17 protein-coding genes, 1 tRNA gene, 3 pseudogenes and 1 riboswitch are annotated in these 17,159 nt (G+C 71.6%); of the genes and pseudogenes, 6 read left to right on the top strand and 15 right to left on the bottom strand.

Translation table 11 applies throughout. From position 1 onward, the window contains the following. Positions 1-260 precede the first annotated feature (260 nt). The 7 genes from ACFYMM_RS32820 to ACFYMM_RS32850 form a co-directional block, all read right to left on the bottom strand. Complete coding sequence (locus ACFYMM_RS32820; protein ID WP_388393282.1) at positions 261-1,130, bottom strand: RNA polymerase sigma factor SigF; 870 nt, start codon at positions 1,128-1,130, stop codon at positions 261-263. A 217-nt stretch (positions 1,131-1,347) separates the two neighbouring features. Continuing rightward, entirely contained in the window at positions 1,348-1,641 is a 294-nt protein-coding gene (locus tag ACFYMM_RS32825) for a Dabb family protein (protein WP_388393284.1), read from the bottom strand. Positions 1,642-1,656: 15 nt separating this feature from the next. Then, positions 1,657-1,833, bottom strand: a complete 177-nt coding sequence (locus ACFYMM_RS32830) for a hypothetical protein (RefSeq protein ID WP_388393287.1) — start codon at positions 1,831-1,833, stop codon at positions 1,657-1,659. Positions 1,834-1,947: 114 nt separating this feature from the next. Further along, positions 1,948-2,032 (bottom strand) — tRNA-Ser (locus ACFYMM_RS32835). A gap of 55 nt (positions 2,033-2,087) precedes the next feature. After that, entirely contained in the window at positions 2,088-2,519 is a 432-nt protein-coding gene (gene tadA / locus ACFYMM_RS32840) for a tRNA adenosine(34) deaminase TadA (RefSeq protein WP_388393290.1), read from the bottom strand. 86 nt (positions 2,520-2,605) lie between these two features. Next, a complete protein-coding gene (locus ACFYMM_RS32845) occupies positions 2,606-3,139 on the bottom strand; it encodes a hypothetical protein (protein WP_388393473.1) in 534 nt (177 codons plus the stop codon). A gap of 261 nt (positions 3,140-3,400) precedes the next feature. After that, positions 3,401-3,613, bottom strand: coding sequence for a hypothetical protein (locus ACFYMM_RS32850; protein ID WP_388393475.1), 213 nt, complete (start codon positions 3,611-3,613; stop codon positions 3,401-3,403). 102 nt (positions 3,614-3,715) lie between these two features. On the opposite strand from ACFYMM_RS32850, the gene upp reads away from it, so the two are divergent. Beyond that, the gene (upp, locus tag ACFYMM_RS32855; RefSeq protein ID WP_388393292.1) at positions 3,716-4,351 is read left to right on the top strand and encodes a uracil phosphoribosyltransferase; all 636 of its coding nucleotides are present in this window, start codon (positions 3,716-3,718) and stop codon (positions 4,349-4,351) included. A gap of 27 nt (positions 4,352-4,378) precedes the next feature. Here upp and ACFYMM_RS32860 read toward each other — a convergent pair whose 3' ends face one another. The 5 genes and pseudogenes from ACFYMM_RS32860 to ACFYMM_RS32880 form a co-directional block, all read right to left on the bottom strand. Further along, positions 4,379-4,993 (bottom strand): LytR C-terminal domain-containing protein, encoded by a 615-nt coding sequence (locus ACFYMM_RS32860; protein WP_388393478.1) that lies wholly within the window; start codon positions 4,991-4,993, stop codon positions 4,379-4,381. A gap of 149 nt (positions 4,994-5,142) precedes the next feature. Then, positions 5,143-5,439, bottom strand: a complete 297-nt coding sequence (locus tag ACFYMM_RS32865) for a type II toxin-antitoxin system VapB family antitoxin (protein ID WP_003999914.1) — start codon at positions 5,437-5,439, stop codon at positions 5,143-5,145. A gap of 396 nt (positions 5,440-5,835) precedes the next feature. Further along, positions 5,836-6,174 carry a hypothetical protein gene (locus tag ACFYMM_RS32870; RefSeq protein ID WP_388393295.1) on the bottom strand — a complete coding sequence of 113 codons (339 nt, stop codon included), beginning with the start codon at positions 6,172-6,174 and terminating at the stop codon, positions 5,836-5,838. Between the two features lie 95 nt (positions 6,175-6,269). Continuing rightward, a pseudogene (locus ACFYMM_RS32875) lies at positions 6,270-6,991 on the bottom strand (HdeD family acid-resistance protein). A 73-nt stretch (positions 6,992-7,064) separates the two neighbouring features. Further along, positions 7,065-7,688 carry an HhH-GPD-type base excision DNA repair protein gene (locus ACFYMM_RS32880; protein ID WP_388393298.1) on the bottom strand — a complete coding sequence of 208 codons (624 nt, stop codon included), beginning with the start codon at positions 7,686-7,688 and terminating at the stop codon, positions 7,065-7,067. Positions 7,689-7,791: 103 nt separating this feature from the next. Between ACFYMM_RS32880 and ACFYMM_RS32885 the strand changes: the two genes are divergently transcribed. Together ACFYMM_RS32885 and ACFYMM_RS32890 are read left to right on the top strand one after the other, a co-directional pair. After that, the gene (locus ACFYMM_RS32885) at positions 7,792-8,265 is read left to right on the top strand and encodes a cupin domain-containing protein (protein WP_388393301.1); all 474 of its coding nucleotides are present in this window, start codon (positions 7,792-7,794) and stop codon (positions 8,263-8,265) included. 151 nt (positions 8,266-8,416) lie between these two features. After that, the gene (locus ACFYMM_RS32890; protein ID WP_388393303.1) at positions 8,417-10,258 is read left to right on the top strand and encodes a copper resistance CopC/CopD family protein; all 1,842 of its coding nucleotides are present in this window, start codon (positions 8,417-8,419) and stop codon (positions 10,256-10,258) included. A gap of 360 nt (positions 10,259-10,618) precedes the next feature. Here ACFYMM_RS32890 and ACFYMM_RS32895 read toward each other — a convergent pair whose 3' ends face one another. From ACFYMM_RS32895 to ACFYMM_RS32905, 3 genes are all read right to left on the bottom strand, one after another. Further along, the gene (locus ACFYMM_RS32895) at positions 10,619-10,840 is read right to left on the bottom strand and encodes a CarD family transcriptional regulator (RefSeq protein ID WP_388393306.1); all 222 of its coding nucleotides are present in this window, start codon (positions 10,838-10,840) and stop codon (positions 10,619-10,621) included. 123 nt (positions 10,841-10,963) lie between these two features. Further along, positions 10,964-12,271 carry an NRAMP family divalent metal transporter gene (locus tag ACFYMM_RS32900; RefSeq protein ID WP_388393309.1) on the bottom strand — a complete coding sequence of 436 codons (1,308 nt, stop codon included), beginning with the start codon at positions 12,269-12,271 and terminating at the stop codon, positions 10,964-10,966. Next, complete coding sequence (locus ACFYMM_RS32905; RefSeq protein ID WP_388393311.1) at positions 12,268-13,614, bottom strand: magnesium transporter MgtE N-terminal domain-containing protein; 1,347 nt, start codon at positions 13,612-13,614, stop codon at positions 12,268-12,270. The genes ACFYMM_RS32900 and ACFYMM_RS32905 overlap by 4 nt, the downstream gene beginning before the upstream one ends. A 389-nt stretch (positions 13,615-14,003) precedes the next feature. Beyond that, a riboswitch (M-box (ykoK) riboswitch) is annotated at positions 14,004-14,181 on the bottom strand. 296 nt (positions 14,182-14,477) lie between these two features. Here ACFYMM_RS32905 and ACFYMM_RS32910 point away from each other — a divergent pair. The 3 genes and pseudogenes from ACFYMM_RS32910 to ACFYMM_RS32920 form a co-directional block, all read left to right on the top strand. Continuing rightward, positions 14,478-15,401 (top strand): annotated as a pseudogene (locus ACFYMM_RS32910) (AAA family ATPase); the annotation flags it as partial. A 90-nt stretch (positions 15,402-15,491) separates the two neighbouring features. Next, a pseudogene (locus ACFYMM_RS32915) lies at positions 15,492-15,836 on the top strand (SCO5389 family protein); the annotation flags it as partial. A gap of 175 nt (positions 15,837-16,011) precedes the next feature. Continuing rightward, on the top strand, positions 16,012-16,758 hold the full coding sequence (locus tag ACFYMM_RS32920; RefSeq protein WP_388393314.1) for a polysaccharide deacetylase family protein: 747 nt from the start codon (positions 16,012-16,014) through the stop codon (positions 16,756-16,758). Positions 16,759-17,159: the final 401 nt, after the last annotated feature.

Below are 17,159 nucleotides of genomic sequence, written 5' to 3' on the forward strand. Positions count from 1 at the left end.
CCCTTTGGGTCGCGGGACGGTACGGCGGCGATCTCTTTCGAGGAACGCAGCCTTCACCTGAATACCGGAGCCGGAGCCACGGCAAACGCGCTTCCGGCAGAATGTCACATGTCGGCAACACGCTGTAGTGACATGTCGACATGCGAGATGCGAATCGGCCCTGGAAAGAGGGGGTCTGACGGATATTCACCGCAGAACTGTCGGGAACGGCCCAGGTGAGCGATTCGCTCGCGCCGGTGATGACTCGATCCTGTTTGCGGTTACGCCTCGATCCGGTTCGCCGAACGCAGCCGCTGGAAGCTACGCGCGAGTAGCCGTGAGACATGCATCTGGGAGACGCCGAGTTCCGCACTGATCTGCGACTGGGTGAGATTGCTGTAGTAGCGCAGCAGCAGGATCCGCTGTTCCCTTTCGGGGAGTTGGACCAGTAGATGGCGGACCAGGTCGCGGTGTTCGACGCCGTCCAGGGCCGGGTCCTCGTAGCCGATGCGGTCCAGCAGTCCGGGCAGCCCGTCGCCCTCCTGGGCAGCCTCCAGCGAGGTGGCGTGGTAGGACCGCCCGGCCTCGATGCAGGACAGCACCTCCTCCTCGCTGATCCTGAGCCGCTCGGCGATCTCGGCCGTGGAGGGGGAGCGTCCGAAGGCGGTGGTCAGGTCCTCGGTGGCGCTGTTGACCTGCACCCACAGCTCGTGCAGCCGGCGCGGTACGTGGACCGTGCGGACGTTGTCCCGGAAGTACCGCTTGATCTCGCCGACCACGGTGGGCATCGCGAAGGTGGGGAACTGTACGCCCCGGTCCGGGTCGAAGCGGTCGATGGCGTTGATCAGGCCGATGGTGCCGACCTGGACCACGTCCTCCATGGGTTCGTTGCGGGAGCGGAAGCGGGCGGCCGCGTAGCGCACCAGCGGCAGGTTGGCCTCGATGAGCGCCCCCCGGACCCGGTTGTGCTCCGGACTGCCCGGCTGGAGGTCCTTGAGCTGGGTGAAGAGCACCTGGGTCAGGGCGCGGGTGTCGGCGCCACGGCGCTTTTCGGGAACGGGAGCGGGCACCTCCTCCTGGGGCGGCGCAGTACTGGCCGACACGGTCAACGCCACCTCTTCATCGATCAAGAATGCGTCAAAGGCGGTCATAGCATCACAAGACATGCGCACTGTGTGCAAGCACCGCATAACGCCGTGTTGAGGGAAAGTTGCGTTTTTTAGGCCCACTTGGGGCAGATTCGAGGAGGAAGGAAGAAGGAAGAAAGAAGAAAGAAGAAAGAAGACCGAAGGCACCCGATGGGCAACCGCGGGACGCGCGAGAGCCCCCCGCCGTCACGACGGGGGGCTCTCGGGGAGTCGGTGCGGCTCAGAACTCGTAGTCGGCGACCACCCAGGTGGCGAACTCCCGCCACAGCGCGACGCCCGCCCGGTGCTCCGGGTGCTCCGCGTAGTGGCGCAGCGCGGCCGGGTCCTCGAAGGCGGAGTTGATCGCGAAGTCGTAGGCGATGGGCCGGTCGCTGAGGTTCCAGCCGAGTTCCCAGTGGCGGATCTCGGGGATCTTCGACTCCAGCGAGCGGAAGGCCTCCTCGCCCGCCACGACCCGGGGATCGTCGCGCTCGACGCCCTCGTTCAGCTTGAAGAGGACCAGGTGGCGGATCATGGGTGTTCCCTCAGCTCACTTCGCTCCGTTGGCGACCCAGGTCATGAAGTCGCCGATGGCCTTCGCCGCGTCCGATATGCCCTCGAAGCCTATCTGGACGTAGCTCGCCGCCTTGGCCGGGTCCGTGATGATCACGTACAGCGCGAAGACCACGAGCACGTACACGGTGATCTTCTTGGCGTTCACCGCCACCGCGGCCTCCCCTGTGCCTGTCCTGTGCTTGCGTGCCCGAAAACCTGTGCTGTCGGCGGCCGAGTGTACTTCAACGCACGAAGGGCCCCGTCTGTCGACGGGGCCCTTCTGAAGCGGTAGCGGAGGGATTTGAACCCTCGGTGACTTGCGCCACACTCGCTTTCGAGGCGAGCTCCTTCGGCCGCTCGGACACGCTACCGAGGGAGACCTTACAGCACAGGGGGGCGAGGTTTGAAATCGGTATCCGGCGGTGGTCAGCGCGCCCGGAAGAACTCGGTGAGCAGTCCGGCGCACTCCGTCGCCCGTACGCCCTCGACGACCTCCGGCCGGTGGTTGAGCCGCCGGTCGCGCAGCACGTCCCACAGGGAGCCGGCCGCGCCCGCCTTCTCGTCGCGGGCGCCGTAGACCACCCGGTCCACCCGGGACTGCACCAGCGCGCCCGCGCACATGGTGCACGGTTCCAGGGTGACCACCAGGGTGCATCCGGTCAGCCGCCACTCGCCGAGCCGTATGGCGGCCCGCCGGAGGGCGAGGATCTCCGCGTGCGCGGTGGGGTCGCCGGTGGCCTCGCGCTCGTTGTGGCCGGTCGCGAGCACCGTCGTACCGTCCGGGGACAGCACGACGGCGCCGACGGGCACGTCCCCGCCCCGGACGGCCCGTCCGGCCTCGTCCAGGGCGAGCCGCATCGGGTCCCGCCAGCGGTCGCGGACCGGGTCCGGTGGCTTGTCCTCCGGTGGCCTGTCGTCGAGTGACCCGTCCGGGCGCGGGGCGGTCAGCGGACGGTCTCCAGCACCTCCGAGGCACCCAGGGCCTCGGCGATCGACCCCAGCGCGTCGTCGGCGTCCAGGGCGCGCAGCTCCTTCTCGCTGACACCCAGGTCGTCGAGGATCTCGCTGTCGCCCACCGGGCTGTGCGGCACCGCGTCGGCGGAGGTGGCCTCGGTCTCCTCGTCGTCGTCCTCGGACTCGCCGTCCTCGGTGCCGTCGAGGTCCAGCGCGTCCAGGTCGGGTCCGTCCGAGCCGGGTTCCCGGCCGAGCAGTTCATCCGTGAGCAACAGCTCGCCGTAGGCACTGCGGGCGGCAGCGGCGGCGTCCGAGACGTAGATGCGAGGGTCCTCCTCGCCGTCCACGCGGACGACGCCGAACCAGGCGTCCTCCTGCTCGATCAGGACGAGCACCGTGTCGTCGTCGGGAGAGGACTCCCGGGCCAGGTCGGCCAGATCCGACAGGGTCTCCACATCGTCGAGCTCTGTGTCGCTCGCTTCCCACCCGTCTTCGGTGCGCGCGAGCAGTGCGGCGAAGTACACCGTGACTCTCCCACTGGTCATAGGCGTGCCGGTTGGGGGTCCCCCCGGCGGAGGTTCTGGGCGGGGAGAGCTGCGCTCCGAGCCCACCCACTCGGAATCGTGGCAGAAACAAAGCGTTCAGGGGACGTCTTCGGCTCCCTGTGTCTGGCAGTTTCGATCAGTCACCAGCGCACTTGTTGCCGCCACCTGCGGATCGTACGCGGGTTTTCCCGCCGCTCACGCACGGCCTTGCCCACGACACTCGATCCCCGGTGGATCCGCCTACCAGCGGAATGTGCGCATACGCATGGCGTGCCGCAGCCGGGCGGCCTTGGCGCGCCGGGGCTGGACCCGGTCGCGCAGCTCCCGGGCCTCGGCGAGGTCGCGCAGGAACTGGGCGCGTCGCCGCCGGCGCTCGGCGTCCGTCTCCGCCGGCCGTGTCCGCCGCGCGGCGGCCCCGGTCTTGTCGGATGTGCGGTCAGGCAGGTCAGGCAGGTCAGGCACGGTCTCACCCCCGGTCCGTCCCTCCCACTTTCCCTCGGACGGGCGGTTTGATGCCAGAGCCGGGGGACGTCGTGCGCGGTTACTGTTATGGGCATGCGTCTCCACGTCGTCGACCATCCTCTGGTCGCCCACAAGCTCACCGCGCTGCGCGACCAGCGCACCGACTCCGCGACCTTCCGCCGGCTCGCCGACGAACTGGTCACCCTGCTCGCCTACGAGGCCACGCGGGACGTGCGCACCGAGGCGGTCGACATCCGGACCCCGGTCGCCGCGACCACCGGCGTCAAGCTCGCCCGTCCGCGCCCGCTGGTGGTGCCGATCCTGCGGGCCGGCCTCGGCATGCTGGACGGCATGGTGCGGCTGCTGCCGACCGCCGAGGTGGGCTTCATGGGCATGGTCCGCGACGAGGAGACGCTCCAGGCCTCCACGTACGCCACGCGCATGCCGGAGGACCTTTCCGGCCGTCAGGTGTACGTGCTGGACCCGATGCTGGCCACCGGCGGCACCCTGGTCGCGGCGATCCAGGAGCTGATCAAGCGCGGTGCCGACGACGTGACCGCCGTGGTGCTGCTCGCCGCCCCCGAGGGCGTCGAGGTGATGGAGCGCGAGCTGGCGGGCACCCCGGTGACGGTCGTCACGGCGGCGGTGGACGACCACCTCAACGAGCACGGGTACATCGTCCCGGGCCTCGGAGACGCGGGCGACCGGCTGTACGGGGCGGCCGAGTAGGCCGAGCGGCTCTTCCCCGGCCTGGGTTCAGCAGCTCTTCTTCGAGGTCACGGCCGTCGTGCCGGGCGCGGTCAGCTTCGTCAGCGCCTGGTCGGCGGCCGGCTTGCCGGTGAGGGCCTTGAAGCCGTCCCCGATCACGAGGTCGAGGGCGGCGCCCTTGCGGGCCGCGTCGGTGCGGGGCTCGGCGCCGGCGAGCTGGGTGGCGAGCACCGGCAGGGAGGTGTTCAGCGCGGAGGCGGGGCCGAGGAGTATCCCGGTGCCCTTCACCTTCTTGTCGAACTCCTTCGCCGCGTTGCCCACGTCGCCGATCCGGAAGCCGCGCCTGCGCAGTTCGTCGGCGGTCTGCTTGGCGAGGCCGGTGCGGGCCGTGGCGTTGTAGACGTTGACGGTGATGTCGCCGGGCCTCGGCAGTGTCCTCGTCCGCGCGGCCGGGCTCGCCTTCGTGGCGGGGCAGGCCTTCTCGGTGCCGGCCGCCGCGGCCTTCTTGCCGCCCGAGAAGACGTCGATGAGCTGCAGGGTTCCCCAGCCGACCAGACCGAGCGCGGCGATGGAGGCGACCACGGCGAACACGAGCCTGCCGCGCCGCCGGCGCTGGCGCATCCGCGGGTACTTGTCCCCCGTGATCCGGTATTGGCCGCCCATGCCAGGGGGAGTCAGCATGCTCATGGCCGCAGCGTAGTGCTCCCCGGCGACGATTCCTACTAGATGATCATTCGACGCCGTGCAGGTGAACCCGAAAGGGCCAAGTCCACGTCGCGGTGCCTGGTCGGAGGGTGCTCCTGCCCGGCGGGTCAGTCCAGTTCGAGCACGCGTGCGTGCAGTACCTGGCGCTGCTGGAGCGCGGCGCGGACGGCGCGGTGCAGGCCGTCCTCCAGGTACAGGTCGCCCTGCCACTTCACGACGTGCGCGAAGAGGTCGCCGTAGAAGGTGGAGTCCTCGGCGAGGAGGGTCTCGAGGTCGAGCTGGCCCTTGGTCGTCACGAGCTGATCGAGGCGGACCGGGCGCGGCGCGACGTCCGCCCACTGCCGGGTGCTTTCCCGGCCGTGGTCGGGGTACGGCCGGCCGTTTCCGATGCGCTTGAAGATCACACGGAAAGCCTACCGGTCAAGACGTTCCGGGCGCAGCCAAGGCGAGGGAGTGCGACGCGGGAAAAGGCGGAGCAAAGCGGGCATATCTGGATCTTGGGTCCGGGAGAGCTGCCCGCTCGCTCCGCCGGCGGGTCAGCGCTCCCGTTCCCGGGGAGGCTTCGGGGGCTGCTGCGGTGGGGTCTTCTTCGCGCCGCGCGCGGCCTCGGCGCGCAGCAGGGCGCGCAGGACCGCGTAAGGGTCGGTGGACATGGCCGTGTTCCTCGTGTTCTCGTGTTCGTCGTGGTCCTCGCGACTGGCGGACTTCGCCGGCGGACCTCGCTGACGGTCCTGGCTGACGGACCTGGCTGCCGGACTGGTTGACGGACTGGTTGACGGACCTTCCGGAGGGCGGGTCGGTCAGCAGCGCAGGACCACGCAGCGCAGGGCCGGGAGCCGGGCGTGCGGCGGCTTCGGCGAGGACGAGGACGAGGGAGGGAGCGGGGCCGCGCGGGAGGCCGGCGCGGTGTCGCCGGACGTCGGCCGCGGGAGCGGCGAGGGACGCGGGGTTACGGCGCTGACCTGCGCCGGTGGCCGCAGGGCCGCGTCCTCCGGGCCGTCGTACCCGATGCCCTCCATGGCAACGGCCGGTGCCGTGGGCGGCTCCGCGTGGGCGCCCGGCACCAGCAGGGCGAGCAGCAGCATGAGCGCGCGCAGCCACACATGGCTGCGCGGGAGGGCTCGGGCCGCGCGGGTCATGGGAGGTCATCTCCCCGGGAGCGGTACGGCGTCCATCGCGCCGGCCGCGAGATCCGCTCGCTCGGCGTAGGGACGGGGTGCCGGGTTGACGCCGTTCACAGGGTGCGCGGCACCCGCTCGGCCCGGCCGCGGAAGCGGATCGCGGTGACGATCTCGGCGACGCCGACGGCGACCAGCCAGATGCCGCCGACCAGGGTGAGCACCGCGACCGAGGGGAACGGCGAGTCGATCAGCACGACGCCGCCGAGGAAGGTGACCACCCCGAGGAAGACCTGCCAGCCCCGGGCGGGCATCCGGTGGTCGGAGGCGGCGGCCAGGGTCTGGGTGATCCCGCGGATCAGCCAGCCGATGCCGATCCGCAGGGCGAGCAGCAGGATCGACTGCATGGCCCCCGGAAGCAGAACAGGCCCAGCAGGATGGACAGGGCGCCGATGATGAAGGCCAGCACCCGCAGCGAGGTCGTCCTGTGGGTGCCGAGGGCGGAGACCAGCTGGAAGACACCGCTGATCACCAGGTAGACGCCGAGGAGGACGCCGACGGCGAGCAGTGAGGCGGCCGGCCGGACCAGTACCAGGACGCCCAGGACCAGTGAGGCGATCCCGGTGACCAGGACGACCTGCCGGGCGGCCCGGGACAGGGCGTGCAGGGGGCCCTCGAAGGGGGGGTCGGGCTCATGGTGGCCGCCGCCGCCCGGTGCCCGGTCCTGGGGCGTCGTGGCGTGGCCCCTCTGGTCGTCGAACTCCCGGCCCCAGCCGGGAACGCCGCTCGACGGCTCGGTCGTGCTCCATGCTCGGCCCGCGCGCCGCCCTGCTGCCATCGGGGGAGGACCGGACGGCTTGCTCCGGGGCCGGAGGTCCCGCCGCAGGGCCCTGCGGCCTGTTCCGGCGCGACTACTCCGCCTTGGCCGGCTTGGTGGCCTTGGCCATCTTGGCCGTCTTGGCGGCCTTGGCGGCGGCCTTCATCTCCTGTTTGTGCGCGCGGACCTTGGCCAGCGACTGGGGTCCGGTGATGTCGGCGACGGACCGGAAGGACTTGGCCTCGCCATAGGGTCCGGCGGCCTCCCGCCAGCCCTCGGGCCGCACCCCGAGCTGCTTGCCCAGCAGCGCCAGGAAGATCTGTGCCTTCTGCCTGCCGAAGCCGGGCAGGTCCTGGAGCCGCTCGAGCAGCTCGGCGCCGCTGCCGGCGTCCCGCCACAGGGCCTCGGCGTCACCGTCGTAGTGCTCGACGAGGTACTGGCACAGCTGCTGCACCCGCTTGGCCATGGCGCCGGGGTAGCGGTGCACGGCGGGCTTCTCGGCGAGCAGCGCGGCGAACGCCTCCGGCTCCTGCGCGGCGATCTCGTGCGCGTCGAGGTCGTCGGCGCCGAGCCGCCCGGCGATGGTCGCCGGTCCCTTGAACGCCCACTCCATCGGCACCTGCTGGTCCAGCAGCATGCCGGTCAGCGCGGCGAGCGCACTACGGCCGAGCAGCTCGTCGGCCTCGGGATCCTGGGCGAGATGCAGAGTGACGTCCATGCCCCGATCATGCCCCCGCCGCGGGGCGGCCGCCCGCCGGACCCCGCACCGGAGGCGGACGCGCCGCCGACCGTCCTCCGTGACCGGCCGGTAGCCTGCCCGGATGACTCCTGAGGAGCTGGTGGCGCACTACGGACTGGAGCCCATCCCCCGCGAGGGCGGCCTGTTCCGGCAGACCTGGGCGGGGCCCGAGCGGGCGGACGGCCGGCCCGAGGGCACCGCGATCGTCGCGCTGCTCACCGCCGACGACTACTCCGCCCTGCACCGCCTGCCCTCCGACGAGATCTGGCACTTCTACCTCGGCGACCCCCTCCAGCTGCTGCTCCTGGCCCCGGACGGCACGTCGAGGACCGCCGTCCTCGGCCCCGACCCGCTGGCCGGCCAGCACCTCCAGCTCACCGTCCCGGCCGGCACCTGGATGGGCGGCCGGGTGGCGCGGGGCGGCGCGTGGACGTTCTTCGGCTGCACGATGGCCCCGGGATTCACCTTCGAGGGCTACGAGCACGGCGAGGCAGGGCGGTTGACGGCGGGTTACCCGGCCGAGGCCGCCCGGATCGCGGACCTGTGCCGACCATGACGGCCGCGCCGGCGAGCCGGGATGAGTCGCCGGTGAGCCGGGATGAGCCGGGATGAGCCGGAATGAGCCGGGGATGAGCCGGTGGTGAGCGCGCGGCCGGATCCGTGCGTACCTATCGGGAGCACCCGAGTGGCGACGACGGAGCGGTGACGTGGGCGACCGGCGAGGAACGTATGGCACAACCCGGCGACTTCGGCGGCTGTGGAGACTGACCCTGCTGGGCGGCGCCCTGCTCCTCCTCCTGTTCGGCGGAGCCGGCCCCGCGTCCGCGCACGCCACCCTGCGCGCGAGCGACCCCGCCGACGGCACGGTCCTCAAGACGGCACCGCGCCGGATCACCCTGACCTTCTCCGAGTCGGTCGGCCTGCTCGACGACTCCTTCCGCGTCTACGACCCCGACAACCGCCGGGTGCGCACCGGCGGGGCGGACCACGCCCCCGGCCACTCCGACACGGCCCGCGTGCCGCTGCCGGCCCGGCTCGGCACGGGGACTTTCACGGTGGCGTGGCGGGTGGTGTCGGCGGACAGCCACCCGGTCGCCGGGGCCTTCACCTTCTCGGTCGGCAAGCCGTCCTCGACGACGGCCCAGGTGAGCGCCGACCCGGTGGAGAACCCCGCCACCACCAGCCTCTACAACATCGGCCGCTACCTCGCCTACCTGGCGGTGGCCCTCCTGGTCGGCACGCTCGCCTTCGCCGCCCACTGCCGGCCGCCGGACCCCGCCCGGCTGCGGCGGCCGGCCCTGGCCGGCTGGTGGGTCCTGTTCGCCTCGACGCTCATGCTGCTGGTGCTGCGGGCGCCGTACGAGGAGGGTGCCTCCCCGGCGACCGCCTTCACGGCCGCCGGGCTGGGCCGTACGGTGACCGGACGCCCCGGTCAGCTCCTGCTCGCCCGGCTGGCCCTGCTGCTCCTGGCCGCCGCATTCCTGCCGGTCCTGCGCAGGCGCCGGACGTGGTCCCGGTCGGCCCTGGCCGCGGGCGCGGTGCTGGCGGTGGCGCTGTCCCTGACCTGGGCGGCGGCCGAGCACGCCTCGGCCGGGCTGCAGGTGCCGGTGGCGATGGTCTCGGCGGTGCTGCACCTGCTGGCGATGGCGGTGTGGCTGGGCGGTCTGGCGGCCCTGCTGACGACGCTCTACCGCGCGGCGCCCCCGACCGCCGTGGTGACCCGTTTCTCCCGGTCGGCCTTCGCCTCGGTGACCGTCCTGGTGGCCACCGGCGTCTACCAGTCCTGGCGGGGCCTGGGTTCCTGGCAGGCGTTCACCGACACCTCGTACGGCCGCATCCTGCTCGCCAAGCTGGCGGCCGTGGTGCTGCTGCTGGCTGCGGCCGGCCAGTCGCGGCGGTGGACGGCGCGGTCGGCGGGCGCGGAGGTGTCCGGGGCGGTACGGGACCGGGTGCCGCAGACGGTGGGCGCACCGGCGGCCACCTCCGAACCGACGCCCTCCTCGGTCGCCTCCGCCACTACGCCCCCTGCCGTCTCCTCCTCAGCTGCCGCCCCCTCGGGTTCCGATCCCAGGGACCTGCGCCGCTCGGTCCTCACCGAAGTGGCCGTAGGTGTCCTGGTGTTGGTCCTGACGACCCTCCTCACCGGCACCCAGCCGGGCCGGGCGGCGGCCGAGGCGGCCGGAGCGGACACGACGGGCGGCGTCCCGGCGGCCTCCGTCACCACCGTGCCCTTCGACGTCGGCACCCCCGGCGCGCACGGCAAGGTGCAGGTCACCCTGGACCCCGGCAGGGTGGGCCAGAACTCCGTGCAGGCGGTGGTCTACGGCCCGGACGGCGGCCTGTCGAGCGTCCCCGAACTGCACGTCTCCTTCGTCCTCGCGGCCCAGAAGGTGGGCCCGCTGGACTCCGGGATCACCGACCGCGGCGGCTATTGGGCCGCCGACTCGTTCAACCTCCCCATTCCCGGGACCTGGACGATGCGGGTGACGGTACGGGTCTCGGAGCTGGACCAGGTGACGGTGACGAAACCGGTACGGATCGAGCGTTAGCGACGGTCCCGTCCGCGTCCGAATGGACACCCGCCGGACCGACGGGATCGCGGCCTCGCGGGCGCACGGGCCGTACCCGCGCGCGCTCACCGTCGTCTCCTCCCGCACCGCGGCCGGGGCCGTGTGGTCCCCGCGGGCCGGTGTGGCACTAGCGCGCGTCGCGCTGACCCGTACCCATGTCCGACGCGTACGCGTCTTCGATCAGGAAGGTCTCGTTCTCCCCGAAGTCCGGGGCCTGGAAGGGGTTGGTCGTCGGCGGCGGCGATGCCGCGGTGCTACTGCGCGGCGCTCCCTGCGGAGCGGAGAACAGCGAGGTCAGTTCGATGAGAGGTCTCCTCTTGGGTACCGGACGGGCAAGTGCTACAGCTTGCTCATCTTGGTGTACGGACTCAGGATCCGCACTTGGGTAGAGCCGAAATCGACGAGTGCCGCGATCCCGTCCTCGATGCCGATCACCCGGCCGAGGCCGTGCATGTCATGGGTGACCTGGTCCCCCACGGCGAATTCCTTGAGAGGCGGCGGCACCGGGGCCTTGAAAGGGCTGGTGGGCAGATGACGCTTCTGTGCAGGTGGCTTTGTCATTGCTGCCAGTATGCGCCCATGGGTTTGAGTTAGGGGCGGCCGATTCCATGCGATGTTCGGCACGTGCCCCCTCGCGAGCCGGAAGCGCCTCCTCCGTACCTCCTCCGGGGGGCCGGCCGGGGGTCACCCCAGGCCGAACCAGCCCAGGACCGTCTGGACGAGCAGGATGCTGGACATCGCCGCCACACCCACGACGACGGTGGTGGCGGCGACCCGGTAGCGCGGACTGTTGGCGGCGGCACCGAGCACGGAACGGCGGTTGGTGAGGACCAGCAGGTAGACCAGCACGATCGGGCTGATCAGACCCTGTAGGACCTGGGTGCCGATGAGCAGCTGGATGACGTCGACGGGGGTCATGGCGACCACCGCGCCGAGCACGATCTGGGCGGTGAACAGGCCCAGGAAGAGAGGAGCGTCGCGGAAGCTGCGGGAGACGGAGCGTTCGACGCCGGCGGCTTCTCCCACCGCGTAGCTGGCCGAGAGCGGTACGACCGCGCCGGCCAGGGCGGAGGCACCGATCAGGCCGACGGCGAAAAGGAGTTCGGCGTTCTGGCCGGCCACCGGTTTGAGGGCCTCGGCGGCCTGGGCGGCGGAGTCCAGCGGGCCGGTGCCGCCGATCGCGGCGGCGGTGGCGATGATGATCGTCAGGCTGATGACGCAGGCGAACACCGCCCCGAGCACGGCGTCGAGTTTGATCAGCCGGTAGTCCTCCGGCTTGGCACCCCGGTCGACGACGCCCGCGGCGGCGTAGAACTGCATGTACGGGCTGACGGTCGTGCCGATCAGGGCGACCGCGAGCAGGATGAAGTCCTTGCTGGGCTCCAGGTGCGGCACCACCAGGTGCTTGCCGACCTGCCCCCAGTGCGGATGGCCGAGGATCATCGCGACGGGGTACGCGAAGAACGCCAACGACATGATCAGGAAGATGCGTTCGGCCCACCGGTAGGAGCCGAACAGCACCAGCGACCACAGCAGGACGGCGGCCGGCGGGATCACCGCCCACTTGGGCACGCCGAGGAGTTCGAAGGCGGCGCCGATGCCGGCGAACTCGCTGACGACCAGACCGGTGTTGGCCAGCAGCAGGCAGAACACGGCGAGCGCGGTCAGGCGCAGGCTGAACTGTTCGCGGATGAGGGCCCCGAGGCCCTTTCCGGTGTGCGCGCCGAGGCGTACGGCCATCTCCTGGACCATGACCAGCGCGATGGTGACCAGCACCATGAAGAACAGCGTGCCGTAGGCGAACTGGGAGCCGGCGGAGGCGTAGGTGGCGATGCCGGCGGCGTCGTTCCCGGCGTTCGCGGCGACCAGACCGGGGCCGGCGACCGCCGCGACCATGGTGATGCGGCGCCAGCCGGTGCGCCGGGCGGGGGCGGTCCCGGCCTCGGGAGCCGAAGGGCTCGCCGTCGTGGTGTCGAGGTCGCGGGTGGTCACTGCAGGATCCTCCGGAAGTGCAGGCGCCCGCGCTCGGGCAGCAGGGCGTCGAGGACGTCGTCGGCGAGGATGCGGCCGAGCGGGCGGTCCTGGTCGTCGATGACGAGGAGCGAGGAGACGCGGGCGGCCACCAGCTGCTCGGCCGCCTCGGACAGGCGGGTGCCGGTGCGGACGGTGACCGGCGGCCCGAACTGGGCCAGCCAGCCGGTCAGGTCGGCGACCTTGGTGGTGTCCTCGGCGACGGCCAGGTCGAACAGGGCGATGTCGGTGACCAGGCGGCCGTCGTCGTCCACCACGGCGACGGCGTCGATCTCGGTGCGGTGCTCGGCCTGGGCGGCCAGCACGGCGCGTACCTCCGCGACGCTCTGCTCCCGGCGGGCGGTCACCAGCAGCGTGGTCATAGCGCCGCCGGCGGTTCCCTCCGGGTAGGCCAGCAGCCGGCGCAGATGCGACGCCCGGTCGGCGGGCATCCCCTCCAGCAGCCGTTCGCGCTCGTCCTTGTGCAGGTCACGGAGCGCGTCCACGGCCTCGTCGGACTCCATCTCCTCGACCAGCCGGGCCGCGTGCTCGGGTTCGGCCTCGCGCAGCAGGTTCTCCAGTTCGGCCGGTTCCATCTCCTCCAGCGCGTCCGCCGCGGCGGCGGGCTCCAGCATGTGCAGCAGCTGCTGCCGCTCGGACCTGCCGAGGTCTTCGAGCAGGTCGGCCAGGTCGGCCGGGCGCAGCTGGTGCAGCCCGCGCCGGGAGGCACGCAGCTGGACCTGGGCGGGCCCGTCGGTGGCGTGCTCGGCGAACGGGGCGACGGACTGCCAGTCCAGCACCCGCTCCGGGGTCGGCCGGGCCTGCCAGCGGCGCGGTCCGAGCCGCCGCAGCAGGGTGGGCAGGCTCACATCCACCCCGACCAGGACGACCCGGTCGGCGAGCGGCGCGAGATACAGGTCGGCGGCTCGGGTGACCTGCACCCCGTCGACGTCGACGAGCTGGTGGTCGAGTACGTCCCGGGCGAGCAGCACCTCGCCGGGGCGGCGCTCGTACTCGCGCAGGTCGAGGCGGGCGGTGCGCAGCGCGACCCGGCCCGCGTGGATCTTCTCCACGGTGTCGGCGGGCAGGAAAGCGTGGCGGCGGCCGACCCGGACGACCAGGCCGGTCACCGGCGGGTACGGCTCGGCGCCGTAGAGCCGGGCCACGACGTCGACCGCGCGGCCGACTTCCTCCCCGGCCTGGTTGGTGACCGGGCCGCCGATCAGCCCGGCCAGTGAGACCAGGGAGGTACGGACGGCCTTGGAGGCGGTCGCGCGGCGCTCCAGCTGGACGCGGCGGCCGCGCAGACGGGCGGTGGTGGACATGAGCAGAGTGTTGGTGGCCAAGGTGAACACCCCCTAGCCCCGACAGGACGGCGGGGCACCGGGCGGCGGCGGACGGCGGCGACCACCCCGACCAGGAGAGTGCTCACGCCGGCCCTGGCGAAGGGCAGGCATGAACGCGCGGCCGGCGACGAACCGGACGACGGGTCAGGGGACGATCGGCTGCCTCGCACCGCGGCGGGACGGCAAGGACGGCGAGAACGGCGCGCACGGCACGTACGGCGCGCACAGCGCGTACGGCAAGGACGCGTACGGCACGGAACAGGGCCGACTATGGCCCGGACTACTGTCCATCTCTCGCCTCCCTCCGGCCGGGGACGCCCAGGGCGTCGCAACGACGCGGCAAGGAGCGACCAGGACGCGACGCTCCTGGTTCACCCCAACTCGTCAGAGCTTTGGCACTCCACGGCGTGATCCCGCCCCGGGGGCGGGAAGCCACTTGGCCTCACCCCTTAGGCCGGGGAGAGGTGTCCTGAACCTGGGCGTCTCTCGACGTCGTCGGGTCAGTGGCCTGTGTCCGTGAAGACGCCTCACCGAACGAGGTGCCTCGATCAAATCGCGCACAGCATACGCCCGCTGTGGCCACGGTCACGAACCGCTCAGGTCGCCTTCGGTAAGAGCGGTCCCCGTGTCTCACCCCCCACGGCACCACGGGCCACCCGGCTCGCCGAGGCACCGTAGGCGGCCCGGCCCCGGGCAGGTCGCGCACCCGGCGGACCCCGCGTCGCCCGCCCCGCCTCACACCAAGCCCTTACCGGCAGGATCGCCCGGCCCTGGTTTGCCAGCTCGTCACCACATCATCAATCTATGCTCATGAAATCCATTTTCAACAACGGGGGGTGGTCATGCGCGTGGCGTTCGTCGGCAAGGGCGGCAGCGGGAAGACCACTCTGTGCGCGCTCTTCTCCCGTCACCTGGCGCGTTCCGGCGCTCCGGTCCTGGCCGTCGACGGCGACATCAACCAGCACCTGGCGGCCGCGCTCGGCCTCGACGAGGACGCGTCCTTCGGCGCGCCGCCGCTCAGCGCGCGGACCGATGAGATCAAGGACTACCTGAGGGGCACGAACCCCCGCATCCCGTCCCGCGACGCCATGGTCAAGACGACCCCGCCGGGCCGCGGCTCCCGCCTCCTGCGCCTGCTCGGCGACGACGACATCCACGCCCACCACGTCAGGGAGGTGCACGGCGTACCGCTGATGGTGACGGGCGCCTTCGGTACGGAGGCCCTCGGTGTGGCCTGCTACCACTCCAAGCCCGGCGCGGTCGAGCTGTACCTCAACCACCTCGTGGACGGGCCCGGCGAGTACGTCGTCGTCGACATGACGGCCGGCGCCGACGCCTTCGCCTCCGGCCTGTCCACCCGCTTCGACATGGCCTTCCTGGTGGTGGAGCCGACCCGGAAGAGCGTGTCCGTGTACCGCCAGTACCGTGACCGCGCGGCCGGTTTCGGTGTGCCCGTCGCCGTGGTCGGCAACAAGATCACCGGCGACGACGACCTCCTCTTCCTCAAAGAACACGTAGGGGACGACCTCCTCGCTTACTGCGAGCAGTCCCCCTTCGTGCGGGCTCGGGAGCAGGGCCGCCGCCACGGCGGGCTGGAACCCCGCAACACCCGGACCCGCGACCGGCTGCGCGAGGCCGTCGACGCCCGCCCCAAGGACTGGGCGGCCTTCCAGCGGTACGCCGTCGAATTCCACCTGCGCAACGCCACCGCCTGGGCCGACACCGCGACCGGCCGCGACCTCGCCACCCAGGTGGACCCCGATTTCACGTTCCCGAACAGACAGGAAAGCCCTCTCGTGTCGCTCGACGTCTCCCCGCAGCTGCTCGCCGAGGCCGAGAAGGGCGAGGTCCGGGAGGAGGACTTCGTGGACACGGTCCGCACCTCCCTGCCGTACGCCTACGACCTCATCGCCCGTCTCGCCGGTGAACTGCGCACCTCCGAAGCGGACTTCGCGGACGACCGGACGCCTCCGCCGTCCGAGAAGGAGCGCGGCCAGCTGCTCCGGGCCCTCTCCAGCGACGCGATCCGCGGCAGCCTCGAACGGCACTTCGGCATCGCCCTGGCCTTCCAGAACTGCCACCGTGTCGCCGCCTTCCGCCCCGAGGCCCACGGCGGAGCGACCCATACCCGCTTCACCTCGCCGCGCGCCCAGATCCTCAAGCCAGTCGCCGGAATTCCGCGACTGCTGACGGCTCCCTGACGGCTCGCTGACGGCATGTGTCCGCCTGGCAGCAAAAAGTCACCATGGGCCGGTTTGTGATAAATGCTGCAAATGCAGGCGAATCCTTTGCTTTGGTCAGGCATTCGGCCATCGTCGTGGGGGTCCCGTCGTCGCCATCCCGAGATGGCCAGTGATGCCCAGGAGCAAGTGCCGAATGTCGAACCCGAAGTCCGTCCGTCTGTTCCGCCGTGCGGTTCTCGGCTGCACGGCGGCCGTCACCTTCGCCCTGGCCTGCGCCGGTACGAGCGCGAGCGCCGCGCCCGGCGGCACCGCGCGGACCGCTCCGGCCGGCGCCCCGAGCGCTTCGGTCGCCTACAACGCGGCGCCGACGGCCGGCCGCACCGTGGCACTCACCTTCGACGACGGTCCGGGGCAGGCCACCGGCCAGATCCTGGACCTGCTCGCGCAGTACCACGCCCAGGCGACCTTCTGCGAGATCGGCAAACAGGCCGCCGCGAACCCCGCTCTGGTCAAGCGCGTCATCGCCGCGGGCGACCGGCTGTGCGACCACACCGTGGACCACCCCCAGCCGATGAGCACCCTGCCTAACGACAAGCAGGCCCACGAGATCACCGACGCCAAGAACATGATCACCAAGGCCGGCGGGCCCGGCACTCAGGTCAAGTGGTTCCGTGCCCCCGGCGGCGACTTCAGCGCCGAGAACCGCAAGATAGCCGTGCAGGACGGCCTGCGCCCGCTGGGCTGGACCGTCGACACCCGTGACTGGACGCGCCCCGGCGCCGCCTCGATCCTCGCCACCGCGAAGCGCGAGCTGTATCCCGGCGGCATCATCCTCATGCACGACGGCGGCGGCGACCGCAGCCAGACCGTGGCAGCCCTGCGCGAACTGCTCCCCTGGCTGACCCAGCAGGGCTACAGGTTCAGCCTCCCCGCAAGCTGATGCCGGACAACGTCGAAGGGCCCCACCACGAACTTGAGTTCTAGTGGTCGTCGCAACACCCCAGCTCAAGGGGTGCGATGGACTTCGAGATCCGGGAGAGCCGGAAGCCGAAGGGGCCCAGGAAGCTGGTCCGTGAGCGGGAGCAATACTTCCGGCTTGTGGATCAAGGAGTCAGCTACGAGGAGGCGGCCCGGCTCGCCGGTATCAACCTGCGGACGGGCAAGCGATGGCGTAACGGGCGCAGCGCGTCCGGCAGGAACAAGGCGCCGTCGGCCAACCCGGCGGCGCCGCACCTTGCACTGGTCACCGGGACCGAGCCGACCGGGCCTGAGCCGGCAGTGCCCTCCAGGTACCTGTGCGAAGCCGACCGCATCCACATCGCCGACCTGCCGGCGACCGGA

This window comes from Streptomyces sp. NPDC006739 (assembly GCF_042869815.1).
Lineage (GTDB): Bacteria > Actinomycetota > Actinomycetes > Streptomycetales > Streptomycetaceae > Streptomyces.

What these genes read in the sequence shown, in the direction of transcription:
- ACFYMM_RS32860 (WP_388393478.1), bottom strand. Translation starts at nt 4,993, where the DNA reads ATGGGCGGCCAATACCGGATCACGGGGGACAAGTACCCGCGGATGCGC.
- ACFYMM_RS32820 (WP_388393282.1), bottom strand. Translation starts at nt 1,130, where the DNA reads ATGACCGCCTTTGACGCATTCTTGATCGATGAAGAGGTGGCGTTGACC.
- ACFYMM_RS32885 (WP_388393301.1), top strand. Translation starts at nt 7,792, where the DNA reads ATGACTCCTGAGGAGCTGGTGGCGCACTACGGACTGGAGCCCATCCCC.
- ACFYMM_RS32905 (WP_388393311.1), bottom strand. Translation starts at nt 13,614, where the DNA reads ATGTCCACCACCGCCCGTCTGCGCGGCCGCCGCGTCCAGCTGGAGCGC.
- ACFYMM_RS32880 (WP_388393298.1), bottom strand. Translation starts at nt 7,688, where the DNA reads ATGGACGTCACTCTGCATCTCGCCCAGGATCCCGAGGCCGACGAGCTG.
- ACFYMM_RS32895 (WP_388393306.1), bottom strand. Translation starts at nt 10,840, where the DNA reads ATGACAAAGCCACCTGCACAGAAGCGTCATCTGCCCACCAGCCCTTTC.
- ACFYMM_RS32825 (WP_388393284.1), bottom strand. Translation starts at nt 1,641, where the DNA reads ATGATCCGCCACCTGGTCCTCTTCAAGCTGAACGAGGGCGTCGAGCGC.
- tadA (WP_388393290.1), bottom strand. Translation starts at nt 2,519, where the DNA reads ATGCGGCTCGCCCTGGACGAGGCCGGACGGGCCGTCCGGGGCGGGGAC.
- upp (WP_388393292.1), top strand. Translation starts at nt 3,716, where the DNA reads ATGCGTCTCCACGTCGTCGACCATCCTCTGGTCGCCCACAAGCTCACC.
- ACFYMM_RS32870 (WP_388393295.1), bottom strand. Translation starts at nt 6,174, where the DNA reads ATGACCCGCGCGGCCCGAGCCCTCCCGCGCAGCCATGTGTGGCTGCGC.
- ACFYMM_RS32920 (WP_388393314.1), top strand. Translation starts at nt 16,012, where the DNA reads ATGTCGAACCCGAAGTCCGTCCGTCTGTTCCGCCGTGCGGTTCTCGGC.